This window comes from Pantoea sp. AS142 (genome assembly GCF_037152305.1).
Taxonomy (GTDB): Bacteria; Pseudomonadota; Gammaproteobacteria; order Enterobacterales; family Enterobacteriaceae; genus Pantoea.
In genome coordinates this window covers 49575-75202 of the sequence record NZ_JBBCMO010000006.1, presented here as the reverse complement: position 1 = coordinate 75202, position 25628 = coordinate 49575, and the positions used below count along the sequence as shown (strand labels likewise).

Sequence of the window (25628 nt, the reverse complement as noted above, 5' to 3'; positions counted from 1 at the left end):
CGTGAGGCAAACACCAGAACCTGGCTTCAGCTAAAAAATAAAGGGCTCTGTGATGAAAGCACCTGAAATCGCTGCCGACGAGGCAAAACGTTTATCGCAGTTGCGTGCGCTGAACATAATGAATACCCCAGCGGAAGAACGCTTTGATCGTTTAACCCGCCTGGCGCGCCGCCTGTATGACGTTCCTATCGCAGTAGTCAGCCTGCTGGAAGCTGACCATCAGTGGTTTAAATCCGCTCAGGGCTATGAACCCAAAGGATCGCCCCGCAACATCTCATTTTGCGGCCATGCCATCCTGCAGGATGAGATCATGATTGTTGAAGATGCGCGCAAAGATGCGCGTTTTCATGATAATCCGCTGGTTACCGGTGAGCCGCACATTCGCTTTTATGCGGGTTGCCCGCTGCGGGCGCCAGGCGGGGCCAAAATGGGGACACTCTGTATTATTGGTCGTGAACCACGGCAGTTTAATGAAGAGGATCAGGCCACGATGCGCGATTTGGCCGCCATGGCCGAAGCGGAACTGGTGGCCTTTCAGACCGCCACCTGTGATGAACTGACGCAGATTACCAATCGCCGCGGTTTTATGACCCTGGGACAGATGGTGTTGAATGAGTGCCGGATGAAACACCGGCCCGCCTGCCTGACCTTTCTCGATCTCGACAAATTTAAGCAAATTAATGACACGCTCGGCCATCGTGAAGGCGACCGTGCGCTGATGGACTTTGCCGATGCGATGAAAGTGGTGTTCAAGCATTCCGATCTGTTTGCCCGCCTGGGCGGCGATGAGTTTGTGGTGCTCTTCAATGGCTTGCAGCAGCAGCAGAGCGAAGCATTGTTACAGCAGTTTGCCCGCTATTTACGTCAGCAGTCGATCAGTCTGAATCGTCGCTACCACCTGCAATTCTCTTCCGGCATAGTGGAATTTGACGCGGCGCATCCACAATCACTGGAGCAGTTGTTGCACGACAGCGATGAACAGATGTACCTCAGTAAAAAGCAGAAACGCGTGGCGCTGTAAGATCAGGCGCCGCCGCGCCTGACGGCTCAGAGCCGAGCCAGATCGTCGAGCAACGTCTGATTAAACTTCGCCGGTTCTTCCATCTGCGGCGCATGCCCCATGCCGGGGAATTCGATTAACCGCGCGCCCGGAATGCGTTTTGCGGCTTCTCTCCCCAGTACCGCATAATCACCGAGTCGCGCTTTAACTTCCGCAGAGGCGAGATCGCTGCCGATGGCCGTGGTGTCTGAGGTACCGATTATCAGAGTGGTGGGCACGTTCAAATCGCCGAATTCATACAATACCGGCTGAGTGAAGATCATGTCGTAGATTAAGGCGGAGTTCCATGCCACCTTCTGGTGACCCGGCCCGCTGTTGAGTCCGGCCAGCATATCAACCCACTTGTCATATTCGGGTTTCCAGCGCCCCACATAGTAGGTCTGCTGCTCATATTTCTTAATGCCCTCTGCGCTGAGTTTAAGTTCGCGCTGATACCACTGATCCACAGAGCGCCATGGTGCGCCTTTAGCTTTCCAGTCCTCCAGTCCAATCGGGTTGACCAGCACCAGCTTCTGCGTCTGTTCCGGATACATCAGCGCATAACGGGTTGCCAGCATCCCGCCAGTGGAGTGCCCAATAATCACCGCCTTATCTACACCCAGCCGGGCGAGCAGCTGATGGGTATTTTCTGCCAGTTGCTGAAAGCTATATTGATAGCTGGCAGGCTTGGTCGAGCTGCAGAAGCCAATCTGATCGGGTGCGATAACGCGATATCCCTGCTGAGTCAGTGCGCGGATGGTCTCTTCCCAGGTCGCGCCACAGAAATTTTTACCGTGCATCAACACCACGGTTTTGCCGTTGGTCCGTTGCGCCGGTTTCACATCCATATAGCCCATGCTCAGCGGTTGCTGCTGGGACTGAAAATCGAAATGCTGCAGTGGATAGGGGTATTGAAATCCTTCCAGCTGTTCGCCATAAACCGGCGTGACACTGGCAGGTGCATGAGCAAATACAGCCAGCGAGGTGAGCAAAGCGGCAAGCGGTTTTTTCAACACGTATGTCGGGCTCATCCGGGGTTCTCCAGGTTAAAAGTGAGTCTTAAGCCTGGCATGTCGCCGCCAAAAATCTATTGATGAGCAATGCCATAGCCCTGATTACATGGACGCTGACAGGATTAACTCTGAGTCTGACAGCGGAGTAATACCCCGTTTTAATTAGTATCATCTGCTCAGGCAGAATCATCCATTCACCCGCAATTAACAACAGATTAATCACAATTCGTCTTTTGCATTAAAAAATGATGTTCAATGGAAATCGTTAGAGATAACGATTCAAATATTGAAAAATCTTTACGCAACGAATAAGCACATTAAGATAACTTCTTTAGAATCCTCCTAAATTAAACAGGGGTTTCTATGAGCGAAAATAAATATAACGAAAGCGTGATCGTCTCTATCACTGAGTGGATTGATAATAATCTGGATCAGCGTTTAAGTGTTGATGATATTGCAGAAAAGGCAGGCTACTCGAAGTGGTACTTGCAAAAACTTTTTGCCCGTTATCATAATGAAACGCTGGCGCGTTATATTCGTAAGAAAAAACTTAACGCCAGTATCAATGATTTAAAAAACAGCCGGACGCCCATAATCAGTCTGGCGCTGAAATACCATTTTGAAAGCCAGCAATCCTTTACGCGCTCTTTTAAGCAGATTATGGGGTGTACCCCAAGTGCCTGTCGTAAACGTCTGCTTAACGACGAAGCGCCACAGCAGATGGCCGGCGTTGATAATCCCTGTCAGCTCTGCAGTTACGTGCGGCCTGGATGCGACAATCAGCGTTGTGGCGTAACAGCCCGGCCTGTTACGCTCTCAACGCGCGGTTATTCGCAGGCCGACGCTTTATGCGATAGGGGTTAATCAGGATTCATCCGGCTGGTAATATTGCACACCAATCTGAATACGCTCACGTCCCTGGGTGACGCGATGACGATTGGTGTCGCGAAGTGAATAGACACAGCCACAATATTCCTGCTGATAGAAGCTCTCGCGCTTGCTGATTTCAATCATACGCGCTGACCCGCCGCCTTTACGCCAGTTAAACTCCCAGTAAAGCAGATCCGGATAAGCGGCCGCTGCGCGTACACCGCAACTATTAATCTGCTTCATATCTTTCCAGCGCGAAATACCCAGGCAACTGGTCATCACTGGAAATCCGTTCTCATGGGCATAGAGTGCCGTACGCTCAAAGCGCATATCAAAGCACATGGTGCAGCGTTCACCCCTTTCCGGTGACCACTCCAACCCACGCGCCCTCTCAAACCAGTTATCCCGGTCATAGTCAGCATCCACAAACGGCACGCCAAATTTTTCGGCAAAACGAATATTCTCCTCTTTGCGCAGCTCATACTCTTTGAGCGGATGAATATTCGGATTGTAGAAATAAATAGTGTATTCAATGCCGGATGCCAGCATCGCTTCCATCACCTCCCCCGAACAGGGTGCGCAACAGGAGTGCAGCAGGACTTTGTTATGACCACCCGGTAAAGGCAGCGGCTGACGCTGGTAAGGTTCAGACATAAGTACCTTCAATCAATAGCAGAAAGCGGCAGTGTAATGCCGCAGGCGGGCAGTTGCAAAATCTGACCTGACGCGTCCTGTTTTTCGTAATCGTGCCTCTGTGCTGTTTCTCCCTGCTGCATCAGCCTGCGGCTCTCTAAGGCTATCTTTTCATTGCAATGCCAGCGTCCTCCTGGTGAGGGTCGGAAGTGTGATCGGACACACATTGATAGCGACTATGTTTACATAATATTAACAATACTGACATTGCACCACCGCAAGGAGACTCGCATGGGCGCGGCAAAAAAATCGGGAAATCAACAGAACCGTTTTACCTGGTTCGTCTGTTTTATGGCTGCACTGTCCGGCTTGCTGTTTGGTCTGGATATTGGCGTCATTGCAGGTGCCTTGCCGTTTCTGGCGAAGGATTTGCAGATCACGAATCATCAGCAGGAGTGGGTCGTGAGTTCGATGATGTTCGGCGCGGCGCTGGGCGCGCTGGCGGCGGGCTGGATGTCATCAAAGCTGGGGCGTAAGAAAAGTATGCTGGCGGGGGCGACGCTGTTTGTGATTGGCTCACTCTGGTCAGCCTTTTCACCCGATGTGGCGTCGCTGGTCTGTGCCCGCGTGATGCTGGGTCTGGCGGTGGGGATTGCCTCTTACACTGCGCCGCTCTATCTGGCGGAGATTGCACCTGAACGTATTCGTGGCTCAATGATTTCAATGTATCAGCTGATGCTGACCACCGGCATCGTGGTCGCCTATCTCTCCGATACCGCGTTCAGCTACAGCGGAAACTGGCGCGGGATGCTCGGCGTTATCGCCATTCCGGCGGTGATCCTGTTTGTCGGCGTGCTGTTCCTGCCCAACAGCCCGCGCTGGCTGGCAGCGCATGGACGCTTTAACGAGGCGCAGCGGGTGCTGGATCGGCTGCGCAACAGCAGCGAACAGGCCCGGCAGGAGCTGGAAGAGATTCGTGAAAGCCTGCAGGTGAAGCAGCGCGGCTGGTCGCTGTTCCGTTTCAATGGCAATTTCCGCCGCGCGGTGTGGCTGGGAATGCTGCTACAGATTATGCAGCAATTTACCGGCATGAATGTGGTGATGTATTACGCACCCAAAATCTTCAATATTGCCGGCTTCTCCAGCACCAGTGAGCAGATGTGGGGCACGGTGATTGTCGGGCTGGTCAACATGCTGGCAACACTGATTGCGATCTTTTTTGTCGATCGCTGGGGTCGCAAACCGATGCTCACCACCAGTTTTCTGGTAATGGCGGTTGGCATGGGCGTGCTGGGAACGCTGTTGCACATGGGCGTTGAAACAGATTTCCACAAATACTTTGCTGTCGTGATGCTGCTGATGTTCATCGTCGGCTTTGCGATGGCAGCCGGACCGGTGATCTGGCTGCTCTGTTCAGAGATTCAGCCGCTGAAAGGGCGTGACTTCGGCATTACCGCCTCCACCACTACCAACTGGGTCGGCAATATGATCGTGGGCGCCACCTTCCTGACCATGCTGGATCAGCTGGGTAATGCCAACACCTTCTGGTTCTACGGCGTGCTTAACCTGGTGTTTATCGTGCTGACGCTGATGCTGGTACCAGAGACCAAACATGTGACGCTGGAGCATATTGAACGCAACCTGATGAAGGGCAAAGCGCTACGTGACATCGGGGCGTAACTGCCCCGCATCAGCTTACCATTGCAGTTGCTGGCCGGCGTAGTCGACGTAGTGATGGCCCCCGCGACCGCGCCAGTGGGTCAGCTGCTGAACGATACCGGCTGCGCTCTCCTCTGCCGTCAGAGGCGCGCTCTCGCCGCCCATATCCGTTTTCACCCAGCCGGGGTGCAGCGTAAGCAGTGTTCCGCTCTGCGCTTCTGTTGCCGTTCTCAGCGTTCGGCTCAGCATATTCAGTGCGGCTTTGCTGGCCGCGTAAATCGGCATCTGCGCATCCGGATTTTCATTCAGGCTGCCGAGCTGGGATGAGGTCAGTGCCAGTACGCCATCCGGCTTCAACAGCGGCAGCAAAATCTCTGCACTGCGAACCGGTGCTATCGCATTGGTCAGGAACAGTTGCGCCAGTTCCTGATCGTCGCTCTGCGTCAGCGTCTGGTGTGCAGGCCCGGAAATTCCGGCGTTGATCAGAATCGCATCGAACGACTTACCACTGAGCTGGCTGGCAAGCTGTTGAACCGCTGATGACTGAGTCATGTCCAGCGTATGCCAGTATATTTCTGGCCGGTTGCCCTGCTCCGGGATGCCACTGCGGTGAGTAGCTGTGACCTGCCAGCCCTCACCGGCAAACGCCTGCGTCACCGCCAGACCGATACCGCGTGAAGCACCAATAATCAGAACCTCTTTTTGCTGAGCCATACATACTCCTCGTTGATTCGCTCATCACAAGCTTAACGGTTAATCCGCCCAGGCAGCGGCCAGCTTTGCTTTTTAGTCTGACGACCGCACGGCAGGTAAAACCGCCCCGGTACAGCGCTGTTGATCACTTTCCATTATTAAGTCGCATTATTTTTTAATTTCAATTAGTTGGAAGTGACAGGCAATCTGGCAGGCGGGCAGCAATAAACTTGCCATTTTTCGCGTGGAGTCTGAATAAAAAAGCTCTCCTTAGGGGGACAAAATGGCGGGCGTCGGGATGGCGACGGTCGATCGGGTGCTGAATGATGAAGTGGCGTTTACCCTGCATCAGCACGCCCGCTTAACGATTGATCTGATGCTGCGTCATCCGAAACTGGCTATCAACCGGGTGGGTATCAGGCGGATAAAGTCGTATGTCGGCTGTGGATCGCAGAAAATAGGGTGTGAGGTGGGAGGGGTTTCCCCCTGATGAAGCCATGTCATCAGGGGAAATATTGCGCTTTCTTAACCCGGCGCGTCCCGGCTTTTATCATCCGGGCTGTCGCCGTCATCGTTACCCGGACTCTTCTCCACCTCCTGCGGATGTCCCATCGAAAGCGCGGTTGCACTGGCCGGGTCGAACAATGACAGACTTTCAATCTGGTCAACCATGATGACTTTCCGAAACGACATCGCATCTTTGGGCTTAGAGTCAAGCATGATGCCATGCTCGGCGTACCACTTGCTGTAGTTATGTTCCACCGCCAGCTTCAGCGTCTTGCTGTCGCGGTATCCGCTCAGCATCGGAATCAGCACGATGTTTTTGGTGCTATCATATTCAAAGGTTGAGGCATGAACCATGCCGATGTAAATGCGGCGCGACTTCAATGTAATCCATGCCAGTTCGCCCTCTTCCATGCACTGAAACAGCAGTTGTTCAACACCATTGGAGCGAGACAGTCGCTGATAGAGGTCTTTACGACCTGAAACGTTCAGTCGAGCACTGCCCGCCCAGTTTGAGCGATAGAGGCAGAGCAGAATGGCAAAGGCGAGCATGATCACGACCGGCGCCTGGATACCCAGGAAGCTCCAGTTCATAAACTCCACCTGCCACTTCAGATGCACGCCGGGGATCATCTGGACAGCATTGGCGATGCCGGAGACACAAAGCAGCAGTAACCAGACGATGCCGGTGACAAACACACCCTGCAGAACAAAAATACAGCCGTAAAGCGCGACCAGGAAATAGACATCCCAACCCGACGAGCGACGGATTTTAAAGCGGCTGTTTAAATCGCGACTGGTGTACCAGTAACCACTGACCATCAACACCATAAATATTGCGGTACCCACCTTATACTCCCTTTAACGTATTCACATGGCGGGCAAAATCTTCGTGTACGTCCTCGCTCAGCGTGTTGACCGAGATATTGCCATTCTCATCAATAATGATGCGCTCACCTTCAGCGATTGAGTCGTTGATATCCTGACGGGTCATAATCTGCAGAAACTTCTCGGGACTGGCAAAGACCGACTTAAAAACTTTAAACATAGCGATCCACTTATTGACCTGAAAATTGAAGTATGTGACTGAATCCACACTCTCGCCCGTTTAATTTCAGGTGAAATTTCTTAAAATCAATTAATTAATGAAGCGGGAGTCGCCCTTGCGATACCGTTTTTCGCCGAAATCTTCAACGTAACCAACAGTCTGGAGTAGCAGAGTCGTATTTTATCGGGCTGGCCTGCGACAACGCCTGATCGCCTCTGAGCCGGGAAGCGCTAAGCTCAAGGGTTAGCCGCTTACTGTCACCCTGTCTGAAACGCATCGAGGAAGGTTTGCATGAAACTACGAACACTGGGCCGTACCGGTCAGCGCGTCTCCGAAATTGGCTTTGGCGCATGGGCCATTGGCGGAACCTGGGGGGAAGTGAGTCTGGAGGATGCCAAAGCCGCGCTGAATGCTGCACTGGATGCCGGCATCACCTTTATTGATACGGCCGATGTGTATGGCGATGGTCGATCCGAAAAAATCATTGCTGAGGTCCTGAATCAGCGTGGCGGGGAACGCCCTTTTGTGGCAACTAAGCTGGGGCGTCGCCTCTCACCCCACGTGGCTGACGGTTACAACACTGAAAATCTCAACGCCTTTATCGATCGTTCGCGGGAAAATCTGCAAACCGACACGCTGGATCTGGTGCAGTTGCATTGCCCGCCCAGCGAGGTCTATTACAACCCGGACGTGTTTGCGGAGATGGATGAGATGGTCGCCGCCGGAAAAATCCGTCACTACGGCGTATCCGTTGAGAAAGTAGAAGAAGGTCTGAAGGCACTGGAATTTCCAAACGTCTCGTCGATTCAGCTGATCTACAACATTTTCCGCCAGCGTCCGGCTGAACTCCTGCTGCATGAAGCGAAACGCCGTGATGTGGCGATCATCGCCCGTGTACCGCTGGCTTCAGGCCTGCTGACCGGTAAAATGCGCGCCGACAGCGTGTTTGCCGCCGACGATCACCGCACCTTTAACCGTAATGGCGAAGCGTTCGATAAGGGAGAGACGTTTTCCGGCGTGCCGTATGAGGTGGCGCTGGAAGCAGTTGAGGAGATTCGGCGTTTTGTCTCGGGCGACACCACCATGGCGATGCTTGCGCTGCGCTGGATCCTGATGAACGAGGATGTCAGCGTGGTGATTCCTGGCGCGAAAAACCGCGAACAGGCTGAAGCCAATGCCCGTGCCAGCAACGTCGAGGCGCTCTCCGCTGATACGATGACGGCGCTGAAGCAGATCTATCGGGAGAAGATCGCCCCCCATGTGCATCAGCGCTGGTAAATACGCATTACAACGCCTGGGCGCAGGCCCAGGCGGAACTCCAGGCCCACTGGAAGTTGTATCCGCCCAGCCAGCCAGTGACATCGGCCACTTCACCAATAAAGTAAAGCCCCGGCACCGCACGCACCTCCATCGTTTTCGAGGAGAGTTGCGTGGTATCAACGCCGCCCAGCGTCACTTCAGCAGTACGATATCCTTCCGTACCATTTGGTTGAATGCGCCAGGCATGCAGCGTCTGCGCCAGTTCAGTTTGCTGTTTGCTGTTGAGCTGCTTCAGGGTGATATCCGGTACCACTTTCAGCGCCTGCAGCACTTCCACCAGACGTTTCGGCAGGATTTTTGCCAGGCTGTTTTTCAGGCTCAGATTCAGGTGTGCTTCGCGTTGGGCCGTGAGAAACGCCTCTAGTGGGGTAGCAGGCGACAGGTCAATGGTGACGAACTCACCGGGCAGCCAGTAGCTGGAGATTTGCAACACCGCCGGGCCGGAGAGGCCGCGATGGGTGAACAGCATCGCCTCTTTGAAGCGGGTGCCATCCTGCGCGTCGATGGTGGTCTCCAGCGCGACACCTGACAGCGTCTGCAACTGCTCCAGCAGCGGCTTATGCAGGGTAAAGGGTACCAGCGCCGCCCGCGTCGGAAAGACGCTCAGCCCGAACTGCTCCGCAATTTTATAGCCAAACGGCGAGGCACCCAGACCTGGCATCGACAGACCGCCGCTGGCGATAACCAGCTTCTCCGCCTGTACCGTGCTGCCGTTGAGTTGCAGGGTGTAGCCGCTTTCATCGCGCGTAACACTGAGCACGTCACTGCGCAGTCGCAGCGTCACATTACCCTTGTCACATTCGGCCAGCAGCAGATCGACAATCTGCTGAGCGGAGTCATCGCAGAAGAGCTGGCCCAGGGTTTTCTCATGCCAGGCAATACCGTAGCGGTTAACCAGATCGATAAAATCCCACTGGGTATAACGCGCCAGCGCCGATTTACAGAAGTGAGGATTGTGCGACAGATATGCCGTCGGTTCGGTATAGAGATTGGTGAAATTGCAGCGACCGCCGCCAGACATCAGAATTTTACGTCCCGGCTTTTTGCCGTTATCCAGCAGTAACACGCGACGTCCCCGCTGTCCGGCCTGGGCGGCACAGAACAGCCCTGCGGCACCGGCACCAATGATGATAACGTCAAACTGTTCCACTGCGGTTCACTCTCTTAACTGGAAAGGCGCAAATTGTAGTGATCTGCTCACTGAGACGCCAGCATCAAAAAATTGCCGTAAATGTGTCATATTGTATCTGTCTAATATCTAACCCTTTTTCGTTAACTTACCCTTAAGCCTTACAACTAAAGAGTAAATTAACGCTATATTTTCCTTTCCCATACAGCACGTTGTCGCGGATAATGCGCCGCGTTCATGTCCTCCCAAAATGGCGTAACGTTTATGCTACATCTGTTTGCTGGTCTAGACCTCAGTACGAGTCTGTTATTGATTCTTGCCCTGCTGTTTGTATTGTTTTACGAAGCGATCAACGGTTTCCACGACACGGCCAACGCAGTTGCGACGGTCATCTATACGCGTGCCATGCGTGCCCAGCTTGCTGTGGTCATGGCGGGTGTATTCAACTTCCTTGGCGTGCTGCTCGGTGGATTGAGTGTCGCTTACGCTATTGTTCATATGCTTCCCACCGATCTGTTGTTAAATGTTGGATCGGCTCACGGTCTCGCCATGGTGTTTTCTATGCTGCTGGCGGCGATTATCTGGAACCTCGGCACCTGGTATCTCGGTCTGCCAGCCTCCAGCTCCCATACGCTGATCGGCGCCATTATTGGTATTGGTCTGACCAATGCCCTGATGAGCGGAACCTCAGTAGTGGATGCACTTAATATCCCGAAAGTGCTGAATATATTCCTCTCTCTAATCCTGTCGCCGATTGTCGGCCTGGTAATGGCGGGCGGCTTAATCTTTATTCTGCGTCGCTACTGGAGCAGCACCAAAAAGCGTGCGCGTATTCATATGACGCCGGCTGACCGTGAGAAGATCGACGGCAAGAAAAAGCCGCCGTTCTGGACCCGTATCGCCCTGATTGTTTCGGCAATTGGTGTAAGTTACTCGCACGGTGCGAACGACGGTCAGAAAGGGATTGGCCTGATCATGCTGGTACTGATTGGCGTAGCGCCAGCCGGTTTCGTGGTGAATATCAATGCCTCCGGTTACGACATCACGCGAACCCGTGATGCGGTCAATCATCTGGAGCAGTATTACCAGCAACATAACGCGTCGCTAACGCACATCATCCAGATGGCACCGCCAAAGCTACCCACACCGGAAGAAGTGCCAGCAACCAGCCCGCAGGAGTTCCACTGTGACAGCACGCGCGCTTTGCAGGCGGTACACCGTGCTCAGGTGTTGCTGAATAACCTGCAGAGCTATGATCAGCTGACAGTTGATCAGCGCGGTCAGATGCGTCGTCTGCTGCTGTGTATCTCGGATACCGCCGATAAAGCGGTCCGTCTGCAGGAAACTTCGCCCGATGACAAACGTTTCCTCAATAAGCTGAAAAGCGACCTGCTTGGCACCATCGAGTATGCGCCTATCTGGATTATTGTTGCCGTGGCGCTGGCGCTGGGCATTGGCACCATGATTGGCTGGCGTCGTGTTGCCACCACCATTGGTGAGAAGATTGGTAAAAAAGGCATGACTTATGCACAGGGAATGTCAGCACAGGTGACAGCCGCGCTGTCGATTGGCGTCGCCAGCTATACCGGCATGCCTGTCTCCACCACGCATATCCTCTCTTCCTCGGTAGCCGGTACCATGCTGGTCGATGGTGGCGGGTTACAGAGCCGGACCATCAAGAACATCGCCATGGCGTGGATATTCACCCTGCCGGTCTGTATTGTGCTGTCAGGTTCGCTCTACTGGATTGCCTTAAAACTGGTGTGATGCCAGCGAAAAAAGGGCGACGCACGTCGCCCTTTTTTAATGCCAGATCGCCAACGCCACCAGACTCGTGACCACCAGCCCGCACAGCGCACTGGTCAGCATAAACTGCCCCCGTACCCGCTCGCAGCGCCGGATAAACTCATCATCATGATGATCAAGATAGCGCTTTGCCCAGATATAAGTGACCAGTCGCATCTGCTTGCTCGGCTGACCGTGAGAAGTGAAAAATCCCGCCCCATCGACATACTGATACAGCAGCGGATCACAACCCCGTAATACCGCCAGCAGCGCACGCAGAGATGAAAAATAGCGCGCCATATTCACGATACACACCACACAAAGAGCCCAAAAAAGCGCAATAGTGTTGATCATATTCTCCCCCTCCCGGCTGGAATCGCAGCAACAAACCCAGCGTCAGACACTGAGTCCGCCTGCAGAAACAACCAGCCACTGAATCACCGGACTGCGAAAGTTTTTCGGCCCCCTGAACGGCTGCGAACCAGACCGCCTTTTTTCAGTGTAGGAGAAATCTTTACATTTTTTCCAACGATGATTTTCGTTCAGTGCGAGTAAATCTGACACAGCCTTGATCTTATTCATAAGCCAGGCGGCAACGGCAGCATTTGCAGTGAGAGAAGGCTATACTCAGAACATAACAACATCATCACCTGCAACGCAGGTAGACACTTTTGGTGGCGCTCATCGCCCGCTCACGCAAAGGATTTTGCTAAGCTGTGACGCGGCAGGAACACCGGATGCCATCCTTAATCTCGTGAAAGGAGTTTTATCATGGCTTATAAACATATCCTGATTGCAGTAGACCTTTCTCCCGAAAGCCAGTTGCTGGTGGATAAGGCCGTATCGCTGGCTCGCCCGTACGATGCCAGAATTTCCCTTATTCACGTCGATGTGAATTACTCTGACCTCTACACCGGCCTGATTGATGTCAACTTAGGGGATATGCAAAAGCGTATCTCAGAAGAGACCCATTCAGCACTGAAAGAGTTGTCAGATGCGGCGGGCTACCCGATCAGTGAAACGCTGAGCGGCAGTGGCGACCTTGGACAGGTCCTGGTTGATGCGATTAAGAAGTATGACGTTGACCTGGTGGTGTGTGGTCATCATCAGGATTTCTGGAGCAAGCTGATGTCCTCAGCCCGTCAGCTGATCAACACCGTTCATATCGACATGCTGATTGTGCCGCTGCGCGATACAGACGACGAGTAGCCGCTGTTATTAAAGCCGGTGTGAGCCGGCTTTTTTCATTTCAGACAGTCTGACATTCGACAGATCGACTGGCTGCTATTGCCAAACTATTAATAAAAACAAAGACATTATCTTAATGTCAGGAAAATATAAGAGAAGAACATTCTGCCAAGAATTTAAGCCCAGCCATAAACATGCCCTCCCATAAAACCCTCTACTCAGACAGTCCCTTATCCCTGAAACTCGTTTTACTTAATCACAAAAAAGTCACATCACTGCCTTATCAGCCGCTCATTGTCACGGCGGGATAGATACGCTTGTTTCCGATAAACATTCCGAATAACACTTAATTGGGCGGTACCGCAGAAAATTATTATCTGAAGTCGCCGCATAACGTCGTGCTTACCAAAAAACGCTTAGTCATTCTTAAAGATGATTAACCAGCGGGGGATAAATATCAAAGCGATGACTTTTGGTTACCACAGCTGCCTGCGTCACAACCCCTGCTAGCGGCGGTGCATAATCGGGTCGTTTTACTACGATGCGTTTCTTCGCCAGCCGTCGGGCGGGTTCCAGTAATGCATCAGCATCTTCATCCGGCCCCACCAGCGACTGAAATACCCGCATCTCCTTCTTCACCAGCGCACTTTTCTGTCGATGGGGATACATCGGATCGAGATAGACCACATCCGGTGGCGGTGTGATATCGCCCAGCGCCTGCGCACTGGCCGCATGAATCAGCGTCAGGCGATCGCGCAGCCAGGGGCCAATTTCCGCATCCAGATACCCGCGCTGCAATCCATCTTCCAGCAAGGCCGCGACCACCGGATGGCGTTCCAGCATCCGCACCCGGCAGCCCAGCGCCGCCAGCACAAACGCATCACGCCCCAGCCCGGCGGTGGCGTCGACGACATCCGGCAGATACCCCCCTTTAATGCCAACCGCTTTGGCGACGGCTTCGCCGCGTCCACCGCCAAAGCGGCGGCGATGCGCCATCGCGCCGGTGACGAAATCAACAAAAATACCGCCCAGTTTTGGCTCATCACGCTTGCGCAGTTCAAGGTGTGTCGGGGTTTGCACCAGGGCAAGCAGCGCAGCCTCATCGTGCTCCAGCTGCCAGCACTGTGCTAAACGTGATAAGGCGCCGTCTCCGGCGCCTGTTTCATCGAGCAAACAGATTTTCACGAACCGGTTTATCCCTGAATGCCGTAATGTTCCAGCATCGCATCGAGCTGCGGTTCACGGCCACGGAAGCGTTTGAACAGCGCCATCGGCTCTTCAGACCCCCCGCGCGTCAGGATGTTATCCAGGAACGACTGGCCAGTTTCACGGTTGAAGATGCCCTCTTCTTCGAAGCGGGAATACGCATCTGCAGCCAGCACGTCCGCCCACAGATAGCTGTAGTAACCTGCCGCATAGCCACCGGCAAAGATGTGGCTGAAGGCGTGTGGGAAACGGCCCCATTCCGGGCCAGGTACGACCGCCACACGGCTTTTCACTTCGCGCAGGGTTTCCAGAATCTGTGCGCCTTTCTCCGGATTAAATTCGGTATGCAGGCGGAAATCAAACAGTCCAAACTCCAGCTGACGCAGGATAAACAGCGCGGCCTGATAATTCTTCGCCGCCAGCATTTTATCCAGCAATTCTTTCGGCAACGGTTCGCCGGTCTCAAAATGACCGGAGATAAAGGCCAGCGCATCCGGTTCCCAGCACCAGTTTTCCATAAACTGGCTTGGCAGTTCGACAGCATCCCATGGCACACCGCTGATACCGGAAACACCTGGCGCTTCGATGCGGGTCAGCATGTGGTGCAGGCCGTGACCAAATTCATGGAACAGAGTAATCACTTCGTCATGGGTGAAAAGCGCAGGTTTGCCTTTCACCGGACGGTTAAAGTTACAGGTCAGGTAGGCGACCGGCTTCTGCAGGCTGCCATCGGCTTTACGCATCTGGCCGACGCAGTCATCCATCCAGGCACCGCCACGTTTGTGCTCGCGGGCGTAGAGATCAAGATAGAAGCTGCCGCGCAGTTCGCCGGTTTCATCGAACAGATCGAAGAACTTCACGTCAGGATGGTAAACCTCAACGTCGGTACGCTGCTTCGCGCTGATGCCATAAATACGTTTCACTACTTCAAACAGACCGGCGACCGCACGCGCTTCCGGGAAGTAAGGACGCAGCTGCTCATCGCTAATGGTGTAGAGGTGCTGCTTCTGCTTTTCACCGTAATAGGTGAGATCCCATGGATTCAGCTGCTCAACGCCATGCTCTTTTTGCGCGAAAGCACGCAGCTGCGCCAGCTCTTTCTCACCCTGTGGGCGGGCGCGTTCAGCCAGGTCATTGAGGAAGTCGATCACCTGAGACGGGCTTTGCGCCATTTTGGTCGCCAGCGATTTATCGGCGTAGGAGTCGAATCCCAGCAGCTGTGCCAGCTCGTGACGCAGCGCCAGCTCTTCCGCCATGATGGGACCGTTATCCCATTTACCGGCGTTCGGACCCTGATCCGAGGCGCGCGTCGCATAGGCGCGATACATCTCTTCACGCAGCGCGGCATTGTCGCAGTAGGTCATGACCGGCAGATAGCTTGGGATATCCAGCGTCAGCAGCCAGCCTTCCTGCTCTTTGGCCTCGGCCTGTGCTTTAGCTGCCGCCATCGCGCTTTCCGGCATACCGGCCAGCTCACTTTCATCGGTGATCAGCTTGCTCCAGCCCATAGTGGCATCAAGCACGTTGTTACTGTAAGCCGAGCCCAGTTCGGAGAGACGCGCGGCGATTTCGCCATAGCGCTGCTGTTTCTCTTTTGGCAGACCGATACCGGAGAGTTCAAAATCGCGCAGGGCGTTGTCGACAGCTTTCTTCTGCGCCAGGTCCAATGCAGCGTACTGCTCGCCCTCTTTCAGGTTGCGATACGCCTGATAAAGACCCTCATGCTGACCGACCCAGGTGCTGTATTCAGACAGCAGCGGCAGCGTCTGCTCATAGGCTTCACGCAACTCCGGGCTGTTTTTCACCGCATTGAGGTGGCTGACCGGTGAGAAAATACGGCTCAGGCGATCGTCCGTTTCCGCCAGCGGCTGAACCAGGTTATGCCAGGTATAAGGCGCACCTTGCGCCACGACTTTTTCAACTTCTGCGCGACATTGGCTGAGCACTTCCGTCACGGCAGGCACCACATGTTCAGGCTTAATGGCAGAAAAAGGAGGAAGCGTAAAAGATGTCAGTAGCGGATTGGTCATAGCGCAGTCCTTTTTGGATGTATGGGGCGCAGCGGGTCGCGCAACGCAATCTAAGTAACATGTGGCTTAGTGTAGCGAAAATCAATGGCAGCCAGGACGAGGTGGGGAAGAAACGCGCTAATCGCAGCCCGTAAGATGGCTGGTTTTGTCCTATGCCAAAGAGAATCACTGGCGCGCAGGGCAGGTTTTGCAGCTGCTTTCTGCGACGTCGTGGCACGAACTGAACGGCGCCCTTAGCGCTGTGTTCCAAAATCCCGATTTGTTATCACGCTTCTGGCCCCTCAGCGAGACATCCCTGATATAATCGCCCGCTTAATGGTTCTCATGCTTTTCCTGCGTCGGTTGCTGTGCGTCGTTCTGTGGGTAATACGTGGGGTAATAATTGGTATAAATTGATTTTCCATCAATTAAAACCTTATACATACAACAGGATAAACAATGCTGAGTTATCGCCATAGCTTCCATGCTGGCAACCACGCCGACGTGCTGAAACACACCGTTCTGAGTCTGATCATCACGGCGCTGAAAGAGAAAGAAAAACCGTTTTTCTACCTGGATACCCATGCAGGCGCAGGTCGCTATCAGCTCAGCGGCGAGCACGCCGAGCGTACCGGTGAATATCTGGAAGGCATCTCCCGCATCTGGCAGCAGCCCGATGCACCGGAATTACTGCAACCCTACTTTGATGCGATCAGTGCGCTGAATCGTGGCCCCGTGCTGCGTTACTATCCCGGCTCGCCGCTGATCGCCCGTCATCTGCTGCGTGAAGATGACAAACTGCAACTCACTGAGCTGCACTCCAGCGATTACCCACTGCTGCGTAATGAGTTCAGTAAAGATAACCGCGCGCGCGTCGATCGTGCCGACGGTTATCAGCAGCTAAAATCGAAACTGCCCCCACCGTCACGCCGTGGTCTGGTGCTGATCGATCCGCCGTATGAGATGAAAAGCGACTACCAGGCGGTGGTGAAAGGGATTCAGGAAGGCCATAAACGTTTTGGCACCGGCGTCTTTGCGCTGTGGTATCCGGTGGTTTTACGCCAGCAGATCAAACATATGCTGCGCGACCTGGAAGCGACCGGCATCCGCAATATTCTGCAGATCGAACTGGCGGCCCGTCCTGACAGCGATCAGCGCGGCATGACCGCCTCTGGCATGATCGTGATTAACCCGCCGTGGAAGCTGGCCCAGCAGATGAATACCCTGCTGCCGTGGCTGCATCAGAAACTGGTTCCGGCTGGTACCGGCCACTTCGTGGTTAACCAAATCGTACCCGAATAACTCTCTTTGTCTTCTACGCCGCTCACGACCGGTGCTGCGGCGTTGTACCAGGTCTTTACCATGTGGATTATACTGGCAGGCGCGCTAGCCGCGCTGCAACCGGCCCGACGGCTGGCATTATTATTACTGGCGCTCGCCACACTGCTGGGTTTTTATCAGGACGTGTTAGCGTGGCCAGCACTGCTGCTGTTTACTGGCACCGCCGCTGTGGTGGCACTCCGTATTTATGACCGTGACCATCATCGACGACAAATGCTGACCGAAGCGCTACTGGTGCTGATCGCCATCGGGTTGCTCCTCCATCTTTTTCCAGGCTTTCACAACCCCCTTCAGGCAGAGAATGTGCAGGCCGGACCGCGCAGCGTGCCTTTCAGCTTCGGGTTTAACTTCGATAAAGCGCTTATTCCTTTTGTATTACTGGCCTGCCTGCCAACGCTGTTTCGCGCGCCGGCCACGCCACCACGCTATCGACTACCCGCCGCACTGGCGTTGATCGCCGCCGTGCCACTGCTGCTGTGTAGCGCGGTGCTGCTGGGCGGATTAGCGTTTGAGCGACACACGCCGGCGTGGCTGGGCGCCTTCATGCTGGCGAATCTGTTCTTTGTCGCGCTGGCGGAAGAGGCGCTGTTCCGGGGCTATCTGCAGCAGCGATTAAAGCAGGTAGTGGGCGGCATACCGGCGCTGTTACTGAGCTCGCTGCTGTTTGGTCTGGTGCATCTGAGCGGCGGCGTGCTGCTGGTGATTTTCGCTACCCTGGCCGGGCTACTTTACGGGCTGGCGTGGCACTGGAGCGGCCGTTTATGGCTGGCGACCGCCCTGCATTTTGCCCTTAATATCACCCATCTGCTGTTGTTTACCTATCCGGTACTGCATCACTAAATATTGAATACCGCCAGATCCGAGGCCAGCTCGGTGCAGGGAAAAATCGTCTGGCACTCCGCCAGCAGGCGACTCATATCTTTGGCCAGATAGCGGGAGCTGAAATGGGTGGCGATCAGCCTTTTTGCCCCGGCGCGTTTTGCCACTTCGGCAGCCTGAAGGGTGGTGGAGTGCCCGCGCCCGTTGGCTTTTTCCACCATCGCCGCCTCCAGCGTGGTTTCATGCACCATGAGATCCACGCTGGCCGCCAGTTGTAGCGCGACCTCGGTGGGCGCTGTATCGCCAAATATCGCCAGCGTTTTGCCGGGTGTCGCCGGGCCAAGGTAGTCAGCACCGTTGATTACCCGCCCATTTTCCAGCGTCACACATTCCCCCTGCTTCAGTTGCTGAAACCACGGGCCGCGCGGCACCCCTTCCGCTTTCAGACGCGCGGCATCCAGCAGGCCGGGTTTATCATGCTGTTCAATGCGATAACCAAAACACTCCACCGGATGGCTCAGCGGCCAGGCACTGATACGAAACTCACCGTCGTCCAGCGTCCAGCCCGCCTCAATTTCAATGATGTTCAGCGGGTAGTCGGTGTAGGAACCGCTGATCGACAGCGCCGTCTCAACAAAGGTTTTTAATCCCCTGGGGCCATAGACCGTCAACGGTGTGGTCAGCCCGGCCATTGACCGGCTGGTGAGTAATCCCGGCAGCCCGAAAATATGATCGCCATGCAGATGGGTGATGAAAATTTTATCCAGCTTGCCTGGTTTCAGGCTGGAGCGCATAAACTGTAATTGTGTGCCTTCCCCACAGTCGAACAGCCAGGTTTCACCACTCAGCGCGCGGGTAAACGCAATCGAAGTCACGTTGCGTTGCAGGCTGGGCGCACCGCCGCCGGTGCCGAGAAAAGTAAGGTGCATAGTATGCTTCCCTGTAAGCAAGTGAAAAAACCGAACCCTATTACAATCATAGGCGTAAACTTTGCGTCATTTCGACCCGCAACGTTACACTCAACCCCAATTTTTTATGCAACCGGATGGATACTTCAATGACCCGACATTTCGACTATCTCGCCATTGGCGGCGGCAGCGGCGGCATCGCCTCAATTAACCGTGCGGCTATGTATGGCCAGAAATGTGCCCTGATTGAAGAGAAAGAGCTGGGCGGCACCTGCGTGAACGTGGGCTGCGTGCCGAAGAAAATCATGTGGCATGCGGCGCAAATCGCCGAAGCGATCCATCTCTATGGGCCGGATTATGGCTTCGACACCACCGTGAATCGCTTTGACTGGGCCACGCTGGTGAAAAACCGCAGCGCCTATATCGATCGCATCCACACCGCCTATGACAACGTGCTGGGTAAAAACAATGTTGAAGTGATTAAGGGCTTTGCGCGGTTTGTTGATGCGCACAGCGTCGAAGTCAACGGCGAGATAATCACGGCCAACCATATTCTGATCGCCACTGGCGGTCGTCCGGTTCACCCTTCTATTCCGGGTGCGGAGTACGGCATTGATTCCGATGGCTTCTTCGAGCTGGACGCGCTGCCAAAACGCACCGCGGTGATCGGCGCGGGCTACATCGCAGTTGAGCTGGCGGGCGTGGTTAACGCGCTGGGATCGGAAACCCATCTGTTCGTCCGTAAACACGCGCCGCTGCGCAGCTTCGATCCGCTGCTCACCGAGACGCTGGTTGAAGTGATGAACAGTGATGGTCCGGCGTTACACACCGAAGCCGTTCCTAAAGCGGTAATTAAAAACAGCGATGGCAGTCTGACGCTACAGCTGGAAAACGGCAGTGAATATACCGTGGATTGTCTGGTGTGGGCGATTGGCCGAGAGCCCGCCAACGACAACCTCAATATCGAAGCCGCTGGCGTGGCGCTGGATGACAAAGGCTACATCAAGGTCGATAAATTCCAGAACACCAATGTGTCAGGCGTCTACGCCGTGGGCGATAACACCGGTGCGGTTGAGCTGACGCCGGTCGCGGTCGCCGCAGGCCGTCGTCTCTCTGAGCGTCTGTTTAACAATAAGCCAGATGAGCATCTGGATTACAGCAATATCCCGACCGTGGTGTTCAGCCATCCGCCGATTGGCACCGTGGGACTCACTGAGCCGCAGGCGCGCGAACAGTATGGCGACGATCAGGTGAAGGTCTACAAATCGTCGTTCACCGCCATGTACACTGCCGTGACTCAGCATCGTCAGCCGTGCCGCATGAAGCTGGTCTGTGTGGGTGCAGATGAGAAGATTGTTGGTATTCACGGTATCGGATTCGGCATGGATGAAATGCTGCAGGGCTTCGCCGTGGCGCTGAAAATGGGTGCCACCAAAAAGGACTTCGATAACACCGTGGCGATCCACCCGACGGCAGCGGAAGAGTTCGTGACGATGCGTTAAGCCGCTGCGGGCTTCAGAAACAGAACAGGCGACTCGGGTCGCCTGCTTTTTTGTGCTGCCATCAATCCCTCCCTGCTTACCGATCCCGCAGTGCAGCGACGCACCGCACCAGTGCAACTCAGCTCACGCGATCCAACCAACGTACATAAGCCTGATCCCATAACGCTGCTGGCGTTCCGGCTTTGCCAAGACCAAATCCATGCCCGCCTTTGCTGATCTGAATCAGCTCAACCGGCACGCGGTTACGGCGACAGGTGTCGCGCATCAGCTCGGTATTAAACGGATTTGAGGTGTGATCGTCTTCGGCCTGTGCCAGAAATGTTGGCGGATATTGCCGGGTCACGTAGTTCTGCACAGACCAGTTCGCCTCATCCTGTGGCGTGGCATTTTTGCCGACCATCATCAGATGCGTGTTAGTGTGTTGATAAGGCGCTTCCAGGGTGATGACCGGATAGATCAGGCCCACGCTGTCGACTTTGGGCACCACTTCATCCAGCGGGTCGATGGCCGGATAGGATTCAAAGTCCGGTCGCGCCGCCGCCATCCCCAGCAGATGCCCACCCGCTGAGAAGCCCAGCACATGCACCTTGCGCTCAAAAGAACGCACCAGCCGGATGGCGCGCTGTGCATCCTGAAGTGGTGCCAGCCGACCCGCCTGCCACTTCTCGTGCGGCAGCCGATAGCTGAGCACATAGGCGGTATAGCCATTGGCATTAAGCCAGTGCGCTACTGGCCAGGCTTCGCGTCCCATGCCGATCCAGCGATAACCGCCGCCTGCGGCGATCAATACCGCTTCGCCATTGGGATTTTCCGGTTTAAACCGCTGAATCGCCGGGCTGACGACATTGGACCAGGAACCGTTGCTGGTGATATGCAACTGACCCGATGGGCCGCCACCGCCGGGCGGATCGTCCGGCCAGAGGGGAATAATGTCATCGCGGGCAAATAATTTGCCGGTGGTCATGGAGAGCCCGAGCGCTCCCGTGCCGAGAATAAAGCGTCGACGCGTAATCATAATGCCTGTTATGTGATGCCAGAAGAGTGAGCAAACCGTTGCGGCATGCTTCAGAAGAATCAACAGATGCAAGTCTGGTGCCATGGCTGGCGATTATGTACGCAATAGCCCCTGAAAAGCCATAAAAAAACGCGCCCGGCAGGCGCGTTTTTATCTTATCCCGTGCAGTTAATCTTCCTGCTGGAACTGTGCCATCACGGCCTGCTCACACTGCTGTTCGTTGACGCGCAGTTTGGCACGCTCATCGTCACCCAGCTGCAGCCAGGCACTGGCCACTTCACGCGCAGACTCTTCATCAAACTCGGGCTGATTCATCGCCGATGGCGACTGACTGCGTGCCACGGTCGATTTCATCTGTTCGACATAGTCATCCGCACTGGCGACTTTTTTTTCGCCGCTGACAATGTGGCATAACTGGCTGGCGTAGACATTCTGCTCCGTGTCAGTGTCGTCCGCCGCCAGCGCGCTGCCGGAGGCGAGGATGCTCAGCAGCACTATCTGAGTGACTTTCATTCTTAACTCCTGTGAGTTCGGGTTAAACCTTGCGCTGAAGGGCTTCAAGGCGCTTCTGACGCCAGTTCAGCAGCGGCGACACGGTGATACCGTGGACCACCACGCTGCAGACCACCAGCGTTAACGCCATATTCGTCATAATTTCCATCTGCGGGCCTTCCATGCCATGCGTCCAGGCATAGGCGATGTAGTTGAGGCTGCCAATTCCCCGGATACCCAGCCAGCCAATCAGCAGACGCTGTCCCAGCGGCAGTCCGGCGCGTAGCGTGACCAGCCAGACGGCCAGCGGTCGCACCACCACAAACAGCACCAGCCCGAGCAGCACGCCGTAAATGTTCCAGTGCTGCGCCAGTGTGACGCCCAGCACCACCATCATGCCAGCCGCCAGTAAACGTTCAATAGTATCGCCAAAAGAGAGTGCGTCGCCTACCACAAATCCAATCGACTTCACCATATTATTATCGCCCTGATGCGCCAGACGTTTGTTGGGATTCACCAGCGCCTCAGAGGGCAATACGCGCTCAGCGTCAGAAAGACCTTCCGGCTGATGGCGACGGAACACGCCAAGCTCGGCGCGGCGTAACCCCAGTCCGGCGGCAAAGGCGGCCAGGAAGCCGGAGGCACCCATCCACTGTACCAGCGAATAACTCAGCGCAATCAGCGCCAGCGCCAGGAAATCATTGGGCGCGACATCGCCATTGGCATTGCGCAGTCGGGTCGCCAGCAGACCGATCAACTGCCCAAGAACAAAACCGATGACCAGACCGCCGCCAATCGCCCAGAGCACCTCTACCGCCCCCCAGTGCGCCAGCATCGCCCCGCTCAGGCTCTCGCCATTAAACAGCAGCAGCGCCAGCATCAGCAGGGGCAGCGCGGAGCCATCGTTCATGCCCGCTTCGCTGGAGATCGCCACGCGCAGCGAATCATCATCCTGTGCATCGTTGACCGAGATCAAGCTCGCCAGCACCGGATCGGTCGGCGCGACAATGGCACCAAACGCCAGCGCAATCGGCCAGTCTAATCCCACCAGGAAGTGCGCCAGCAGGGTCATCGCGGCCACGGTAAGCAGCATGGCGGGAAAAGCCAGTTTCAACCCGGTGTGCCAGCAGTTGTTCTGCAGCGGCAGACGCAGCTTCAGGCCGGTGATAAACAGCGAGGCGGCCATGGTGATTTCCGTGATATGGGCCACGACTTCGGAATGGGTGACGATATCAACGTGGATAACATTAAATCCCCAGGGGCCACACAGAATACCGGCGATAAGGAACAGACCAAATGAGGTGACTGGCCCCCGGTGAATCCAACCAGAAGCCAGCGACATCAGCAGCAGAAGGCCGCCCGTCGCGGCTGTCCAGGCTAAAAAGTTCATAACACTCCAGATTATTTCGGGTTTATGAATAAGCCTGGCACATTTTTTGACGGGCGTGCAGTTGTGTTTGATGTCAATAAAACTCAATTCATCAACCGCCGAATGGCAGGTAGACTGGAGTGTATTACGAGCGCCCATATGTGCCTAAGGGTTCAAAAAATGTTCTCCTGATTTCCAGCGCCTATAGCAGAGATGAAACAAAGTAAGAAGCTATGGAATCCTCCCACGGCTGAAGCAAATTTTATTAATTTATATTTACTCCTGATTCTATATAATTTATTTTTACGATCACGAGATTTGGAGAAGATTCTCATGAACTTATTTATGTTCTATATTGGTGGAAACGCTGGGAAGTCTAATATTGAAGTACATGATATTCAGTTCGTTGCTGCTGAGAAACCAAGAGATGCCTGGCCTGCGTTAAGGGAAGCTTGGTTTGGCGATAGTGACAAAATTCATATCGATGGTTATATCAGGGTTACCTGGGCTGATGGATATTCTATTTCACTTTCTTCAGAACCATCACGATATCATAAAAAGCTATTCTTCGTGAATGCGGGAGGATATCGGCCTGAAACATTAGCAGAACTACATGAGTTCGACTTATTTGTTGCTGAAAATGCTCAAGATGCCAAAAAGAAAGCATTAAAAATGCTTCTTTGCGGCACCGATCATCAGCATAAAGATAATTTGAAAGATGTTGATGATTGTTTACTACTTGAGAAAGTTGGTGACCTATATATACATCTTTCTCTGTGTAATACCGGAAGTCGCAACATCCCGGAATGGCAAGGTTATCAACCTATAGGAATTTAAATTAACGATATCCATTGCATTAAATTAGATTATTAAAAAATTATGCATTTTTACATACTTCGCTAGCCATTATTCTTTAGATCGAAAATGGCAGGCGAAGTTAGCTGAATCGAATGGTCATTTTTAAATTTTTCACTTTATTATCAGTATTGCGCATTATTTTGCATAACGAAGTTAGTTACTAATGAGTGATGCTATTGCCAGGATCGGGTCAAATACTATCTACTCGTTCAGGGATTATCTGCGAAGACGTAGTGTCTCAGACTTGTTACTGAAAATGCAGGAAACGATGTTGGCCAACAATTTCTTTTGGATTTATAGCTTTAATCAATGAACCTGCGGTTGCCGGAACGCCCCTCGTATAGTGATCTTCAAGCGTATTATGCGGGGGAAGTCATTATAACGCGTGAAAGATGCTCTAATGTTTCGCAGTAGTGTCACGCATTGTGGTGGCCGCCCCGCACCTGATGGCGCAGCAGCCGCCCGTTGAACGGGTTGATGCCCGCGTGGCAGGCCCCGCCGCTGTCGGTGTGGCTGACCTATCCCTGAGCGAGTTATTACCCGGCCAGGCTGCAACATTTTTTTGCCATGATCAAAGAGGTGATGCCGCAACTGTCGGGCACGCGCCCGGCATTGCAGCCAGCTAAGCCAGCAGGACGTTCAGGGGAGGGGAGCAGAAAGGAGAGAGCAGGCGCCCGCGTCAGCGGGTCGCCAGCGAGGTTACTTCGCTTTTTTGTCGCTGCGCGACATCTGATCCAGCCAGCCCATCACAAAGGCGGAGAGCACAAAGGTCAGGTGGATAATCACGTACCACATCAGCTTGTCGTTTTCGACGTTACGCGCTTCCATAAACACCCGCAGCAGGTGAATCGAAGAGATGGCGACGATAGAGGCGGCAACTTTATTCTTCAGCGAGCCGGAGTCCATTTTGCCCAGCCAGCTCAGCTTCTCTTTGTCTTCGTCGATATCGAGCTTAGAGATAAAGTTCTCATAACCCGACAGCATCACCATCACCAGCAGGCCGCCAACCAGCGTCATATCCACCAGCGACAGCAGCAGCAGGATCAAATCATTTTCCGCAATGCTGAAAATGTTGGGCAGCAGGTGGAAAATTTCCTGGAAAAATTTAATGGTCAGCGCCAGTAATCCCAGCGAAAGTCCAATGTAAACCGGGGCCAGCAACCAGCGCGATGCATACATCAGGTTTTCGGTAAAACGTTCCATACAATCCCACAAGTTATCAAACAGG

The 25628-nt window shown here is 54.1% G+C and carries 25 protein-coding genes and 1 pseudogene; 12 read left to right on the top strand and 14 right to left on the bottom strand.

Going from position 1 to position 25628, the window contains the following annotated elements:
* Positions 1-52 precede the first annotated feature (52 nt).
* Complete coding sequence (locus WFO64_RS12705; RefSeq protein WP_337012198.1) at positions 53-1021, top strand: GGDEF domain-containing protein; 969 nt, start codon at positions 53-55, stop codon at positions 1019-1021.
* Positions 1022-1047: 26 nt separating this feature from the next.
* On the opposite strand, the gene WFO64_RS12700 is transcribed toward WFO64_RS12705, so the two are convergent.
* Positions 1048-2070, bottom strand: coding sequence for an alpha/beta fold hydrolase (locus tag WFO64_RS12700; RefSeq protein WP_337012196.1), 1023 nt, complete (start codon positions 2068-2070; stop codon positions 1048-1050).
* A gap of 345 nt (positions 2071-2415) precedes the next feature.
* Here WFO64_RS12700 and WFO64_RS12695 point away from each other — a divergent pair, with 345 nt between their 5' ends.
* The gene (locus WFO64_RS12695) at positions 2416-2916 is read left to right on the top strand and encodes an AraC family transcriptional regulator (protein ID WP_337012194.1); all 501 of its coding nucleotides are present in this window, start codon (positions 2416-2418) and stop codon (positions 2914-2916) included.
* Here the strand turns inward: WFO64_RS12695 and WFO64_RS12690 are convergent, their stop codons facing one another.
* The gene (locus WFO64_RS12690) at positions 2917-3576 is read right to left on the bottom strand and encodes an epoxyqueuosine reductase QueH (RefSeq protein WP_337012192.1); all 660 of its coding nucleotides are present in this window, start codon (positions 3574-3576) and stop codon (positions 2917-2919) included.
* Between the two features lie 270 nt (positions 3577-3846).
* On the opposite strand from WFO64_RS12690, the gene WFO64_RS12685 reads away from it, so the two are divergent.
* A complete protein-coding gene (locus WFO64_RS12685; protein ID WP_337012190.1) occupies positions 3847-5235 on the top strand; it encodes a sugar porter family MFS transporter in 1389 nt (462 codons plus the stop codon).
* Between the two features lie 15 nt (positions 5236-5250).
* On the opposite strand, the gene WFO64_RS12680 is transcribed toward WFO64_RS12685, so the two are convergent.
* Positions 5251-5928, bottom strand: coding sequence for an SDR family oxidoreductase (locus WFO64_RS12680; RefSeq protein WP_337012188.1), 678 nt, complete (start codon positions 5926-5928; stop codon positions 5251-5253).
* A 262-nt stretch (positions 5929-6190) separates the two neighbouring features.
* Here WFO64_RS12680 and WFO64_RS12675 point away from each other — a divergent pair, with 262 nt between their 5' ends.
* The gene (locus WFO64_RS12675) at positions 6191-6397 is read left to right on the top strand and encodes a hypothetical protein (RefSeq protein WP_337012186.1); all 207 of its coding nucleotides are present in this window, start codon (positions 6191-6193) and stop codon (positions 6395-6397) included.
* A 35-nt stretch (positions 6398-6432) separates the two neighbouring features.
* Here the strand turns inward: WFO64_RS12675 and WFO64_RS12670 are convergent, their stop codons facing one another.
* Together WFO64_RS12670 and WFO64_RS12665 are read right to left on the bottom strand one after the other, a co-directional pair.
* Entirely contained in the window at positions 6433-7260 is an 828-nt protein-coding gene (locus WFO64_RS12670; RefSeq protein ID WP_337012184.1) for a hypothetical protein, read from the bottom strand.
* A 1-nt stretch (position 7261) separates the two neighbouring features.
* Complete coding sequence (locus WFO64_RS12665) at positions 7262-7459, bottom strand: hypothetical protein (RefSeq protein WP_337012182.1); 198 nt, start codon at positions 7457-7459, stop codon at positions 7262-7264.
* 291 nt (positions 7460-7750) lie between these two features.
* Here WFO64_RS12665 and WFO64_RS12660 point away from each other — a divergent pair, with 291 nt between their 5' ends.
* The gene (locus tag WFO64_RS12660) at positions 7751-8737 is read left to right on the top strand and encodes an aldo/keto reductase (protein ID WP_337012180.1); all 987 of its coding nucleotides are present in this window, start codon (positions 7751-7753) and stop codon (positions 8735-8737) included.
* Between the two features lie 7 nt (positions 8738-8744).
* On the opposite strand, the gene WFO64_RS12655 is transcribed toward WFO64_RS12660, so the two are convergent.
* Positions 8745-9929 (bottom strand): NAD(P)/FAD-dependent oxidoreductase, encoded by a 1185-nt coding sequence (locus tag WFO64_RS12655; RefSeq protein ID WP_337012178.1) that lies wholly within the window; start codon positions 9927-9929, stop codon positions 8745-8747.
* A 243-nt stretch (positions 9930-10172) separates the two neighbouring features.
* On the opposite strand from WFO64_RS12655, the gene pitA reads away from it, so the two are divergent.
* Entirely contained in the window at positions 10173-11675 is a 1503-nt protein-coding gene (pitA, locus tag WFO64_RS12650) for an inorganic phosphate transporter PitA (protein ID WP_337012489.1), read from the top strand.
* A 36-nt stretch (positions 11676-11711) separates the two neighbouring features.
* Here pitA and uspB read toward each other — a convergent pair whose 3' ends face one another.
* Positions 11712-12047 (bottom strand): universal stress protein UspB, encoded by a 336-nt coding sequence (gene uspB, locus WFO64_RS12645; protein ID WP_337012176.1) that lies wholly within the window; start codon positions 12045-12047, stop codon positions 11712-11714.
* 417 nt (positions 12048-12464) lie between these two features.
* Between uspB and uspA the strand changes: the two genes are divergently transcribed.
* Positions 12465-12902 carry a universal stress protein UspA gene (gene uspA, locus WFO64_RS12640; RefSeq protein WP_337012174.1) on the top strand — a complete coding sequence of 146 codons (438 nt, stop codon included), beginning with the start codon at positions 12465-12467 and terminating at the stop codon, positions 12900-12902.
* Positions 12903-13307: 405 nt separating this feature from the next.
* Here uspA and rsmJ read toward each other — a convergent pair whose 3' ends face one another.
* Together rsmJ and prlC are read right to left on the bottom strand one after the other, a co-directional pair.
* The gene (gene rsmJ / locus WFO64_RS12635; protein ID WP_337012172.1) at positions 13308-14066 is read right to left on the bottom strand and encodes a 16S rRNA (guanine(1516)-N(2))-methyltransferase RsmJ; all 759 of its coding nucleotides are present in this window, start codon (positions 14064-14066) and stop codon (positions 13308-13310) included.
* Positions 14067-14074: 8 nt separating this feature from the next.
* On the bottom strand, positions 14075-16117 hold the full coding sequence (prlC, locus tag WFO64_RS12630) for an oligopeptidase A (protein WP_337012170.1): 2043 nt from the start codon (positions 16115-16117) through the stop codon (positions 14075-14077).
* Between the two features lie 438 nt (positions 16118-16555).
* On the opposite strand from prlC, the gene WFO64_RS12625 reads away from it, so the two are divergent.
* Positions 16556-17398: a 23S rRNA (adenine(2030)-N(6))-methyltransferase RlmJ gene (locus tag WFO64_RS12625; protein WP_337012168.1), complete on the top strand. Its 843-nt coding sequence runs from the start codon at positions 16556-16558 to the stop codon at positions 17396-17398.
* A 60-nt stretch (positions 17399-17458) separates the two neighbouring features.
* The gene (locus WFO64_RS12620; protein ID WP_337012166.1) at positions 17459-18277 is read left to right on the top strand and encodes a CPBP family intramembrane glutamic endopeptidase; all 819 of its coding nucleotides are present in this window, start codon (positions 17459-17461) and stop codon (positions 18275-18277) included.
* On the opposite strand, the gene rnz is transcribed toward WFO64_RS12620, so the two are convergent.
* The gene (gene rnz, locus WFO64_RS12615; protein ID WP_337012164.1) at positions 18274-19185 is read right to left on the bottom strand and encodes a ribonuclease Z; all 912 of its coding nucleotides are present in this window, start codon (positions 19183-19185) and stop codon (positions 18274-18276) included. The genes WFO64_RS12620 and rnz overlap by 4 nt on opposite strands.
* A 128-nt stretch (positions 19186-19313) precedes the next feature.
* Here rnz and gorA point away from each other — a divergent pair, with 128 nt between their 5' ends.
* Positions 19314-20666 carry a glutathione-disulfide reductase gene (gene gorA / locus WFO64_RS12610; protein ID WP_337012162.1) on the top strand — a complete coding sequence of 451 codons (1353 nt, stop codon included), beginning with the start codon at positions 19314-19316 and terminating at the stop codon, positions 20664-20666.
* A 118-nt stretch (positions 20667-20784) separates the two neighbouring features.
* Here the strand turns inward: gorA and WFO64_RS12605 are convergent, their stop codons facing one another.
* The 3 genes from WFO64_RS12605 to WFO64_RS12595 all read right to left on the bottom strand — a co-directional run bounded on the left by WFO64_RS12605 (position 20785) and on the right by WFO64_RS12595 (position 23563).
* Positions 20785-21681 (bottom strand): alpha/beta hydrolase, encoded by an 897-nt coding sequence (locus tag WFO64_RS12605; RefSeq protein ID WP_337012160.1) that lies wholly within the window; start codon positions 21679-21681, stop codon positions 20785-20787.
* Positions 21682-21849: 168 nt separating this feature from the next.
* Positions 21850-22194, bottom strand: coding sequence for a hypothetical protein (locus WFO64_RS12600; protein WP_337012158.1), 345 nt, complete (start codon positions 22192-22194; stop codon positions 21850-21852).
* Positions 22195-22216: 22 nt separating this feature from the next.
* The gene (locus WFO64_RS12595; RefSeq protein WP_337012156.1) at positions 22217-23563 is read right to left on the bottom strand and encodes a cation:proton antiporter; all 1347 of its coding nucleotides are present in this window, start codon (positions 23561-23563) and stop codon (positions 22217-22219) included.
* Positions 23564-23875: 312 nt separating this feature from the next.
* Here WFO64_RS12595 and WFO64_RS12590 point away from each other — a divergent pair, with 312 nt between their 5' ends.
* Positions 23876-24379 (top strand): DUF1543 domain-containing protein, encoded by a 504-nt coding sequence (locus WFO64_RS12590; protein WP_337012154.1) that lies wholly within the window; start codon positions 23876-23878, stop codon positions 24377-24379.
* Positions 24380-24874: 495 nt separating this feature from the next.
* Positions 24875-25012 (top strand): annotated as a pseudogene (locus WFO64_RS12585) (LysR family transcriptional regulator); the annotation flags it as partial.
* An 87-nt stretch (positions 25013-25099) separates the two neighbouring features.
* Here WFO64_RS12585 and WFO64_RS12580 read toward each other — a convergent pair.
* Positions 25100-25603, bottom strand: a complete 504-nt coding sequence (locus WFO64_RS12580) for a TIGR00645 family protein (RefSeq protein WP_337012152.1) — start codon at positions 25601-25603, stop codon at positions 25100-25102.
* Between the last annotated feature and the right edge of the window lie 25 nt (positions 25604-25628).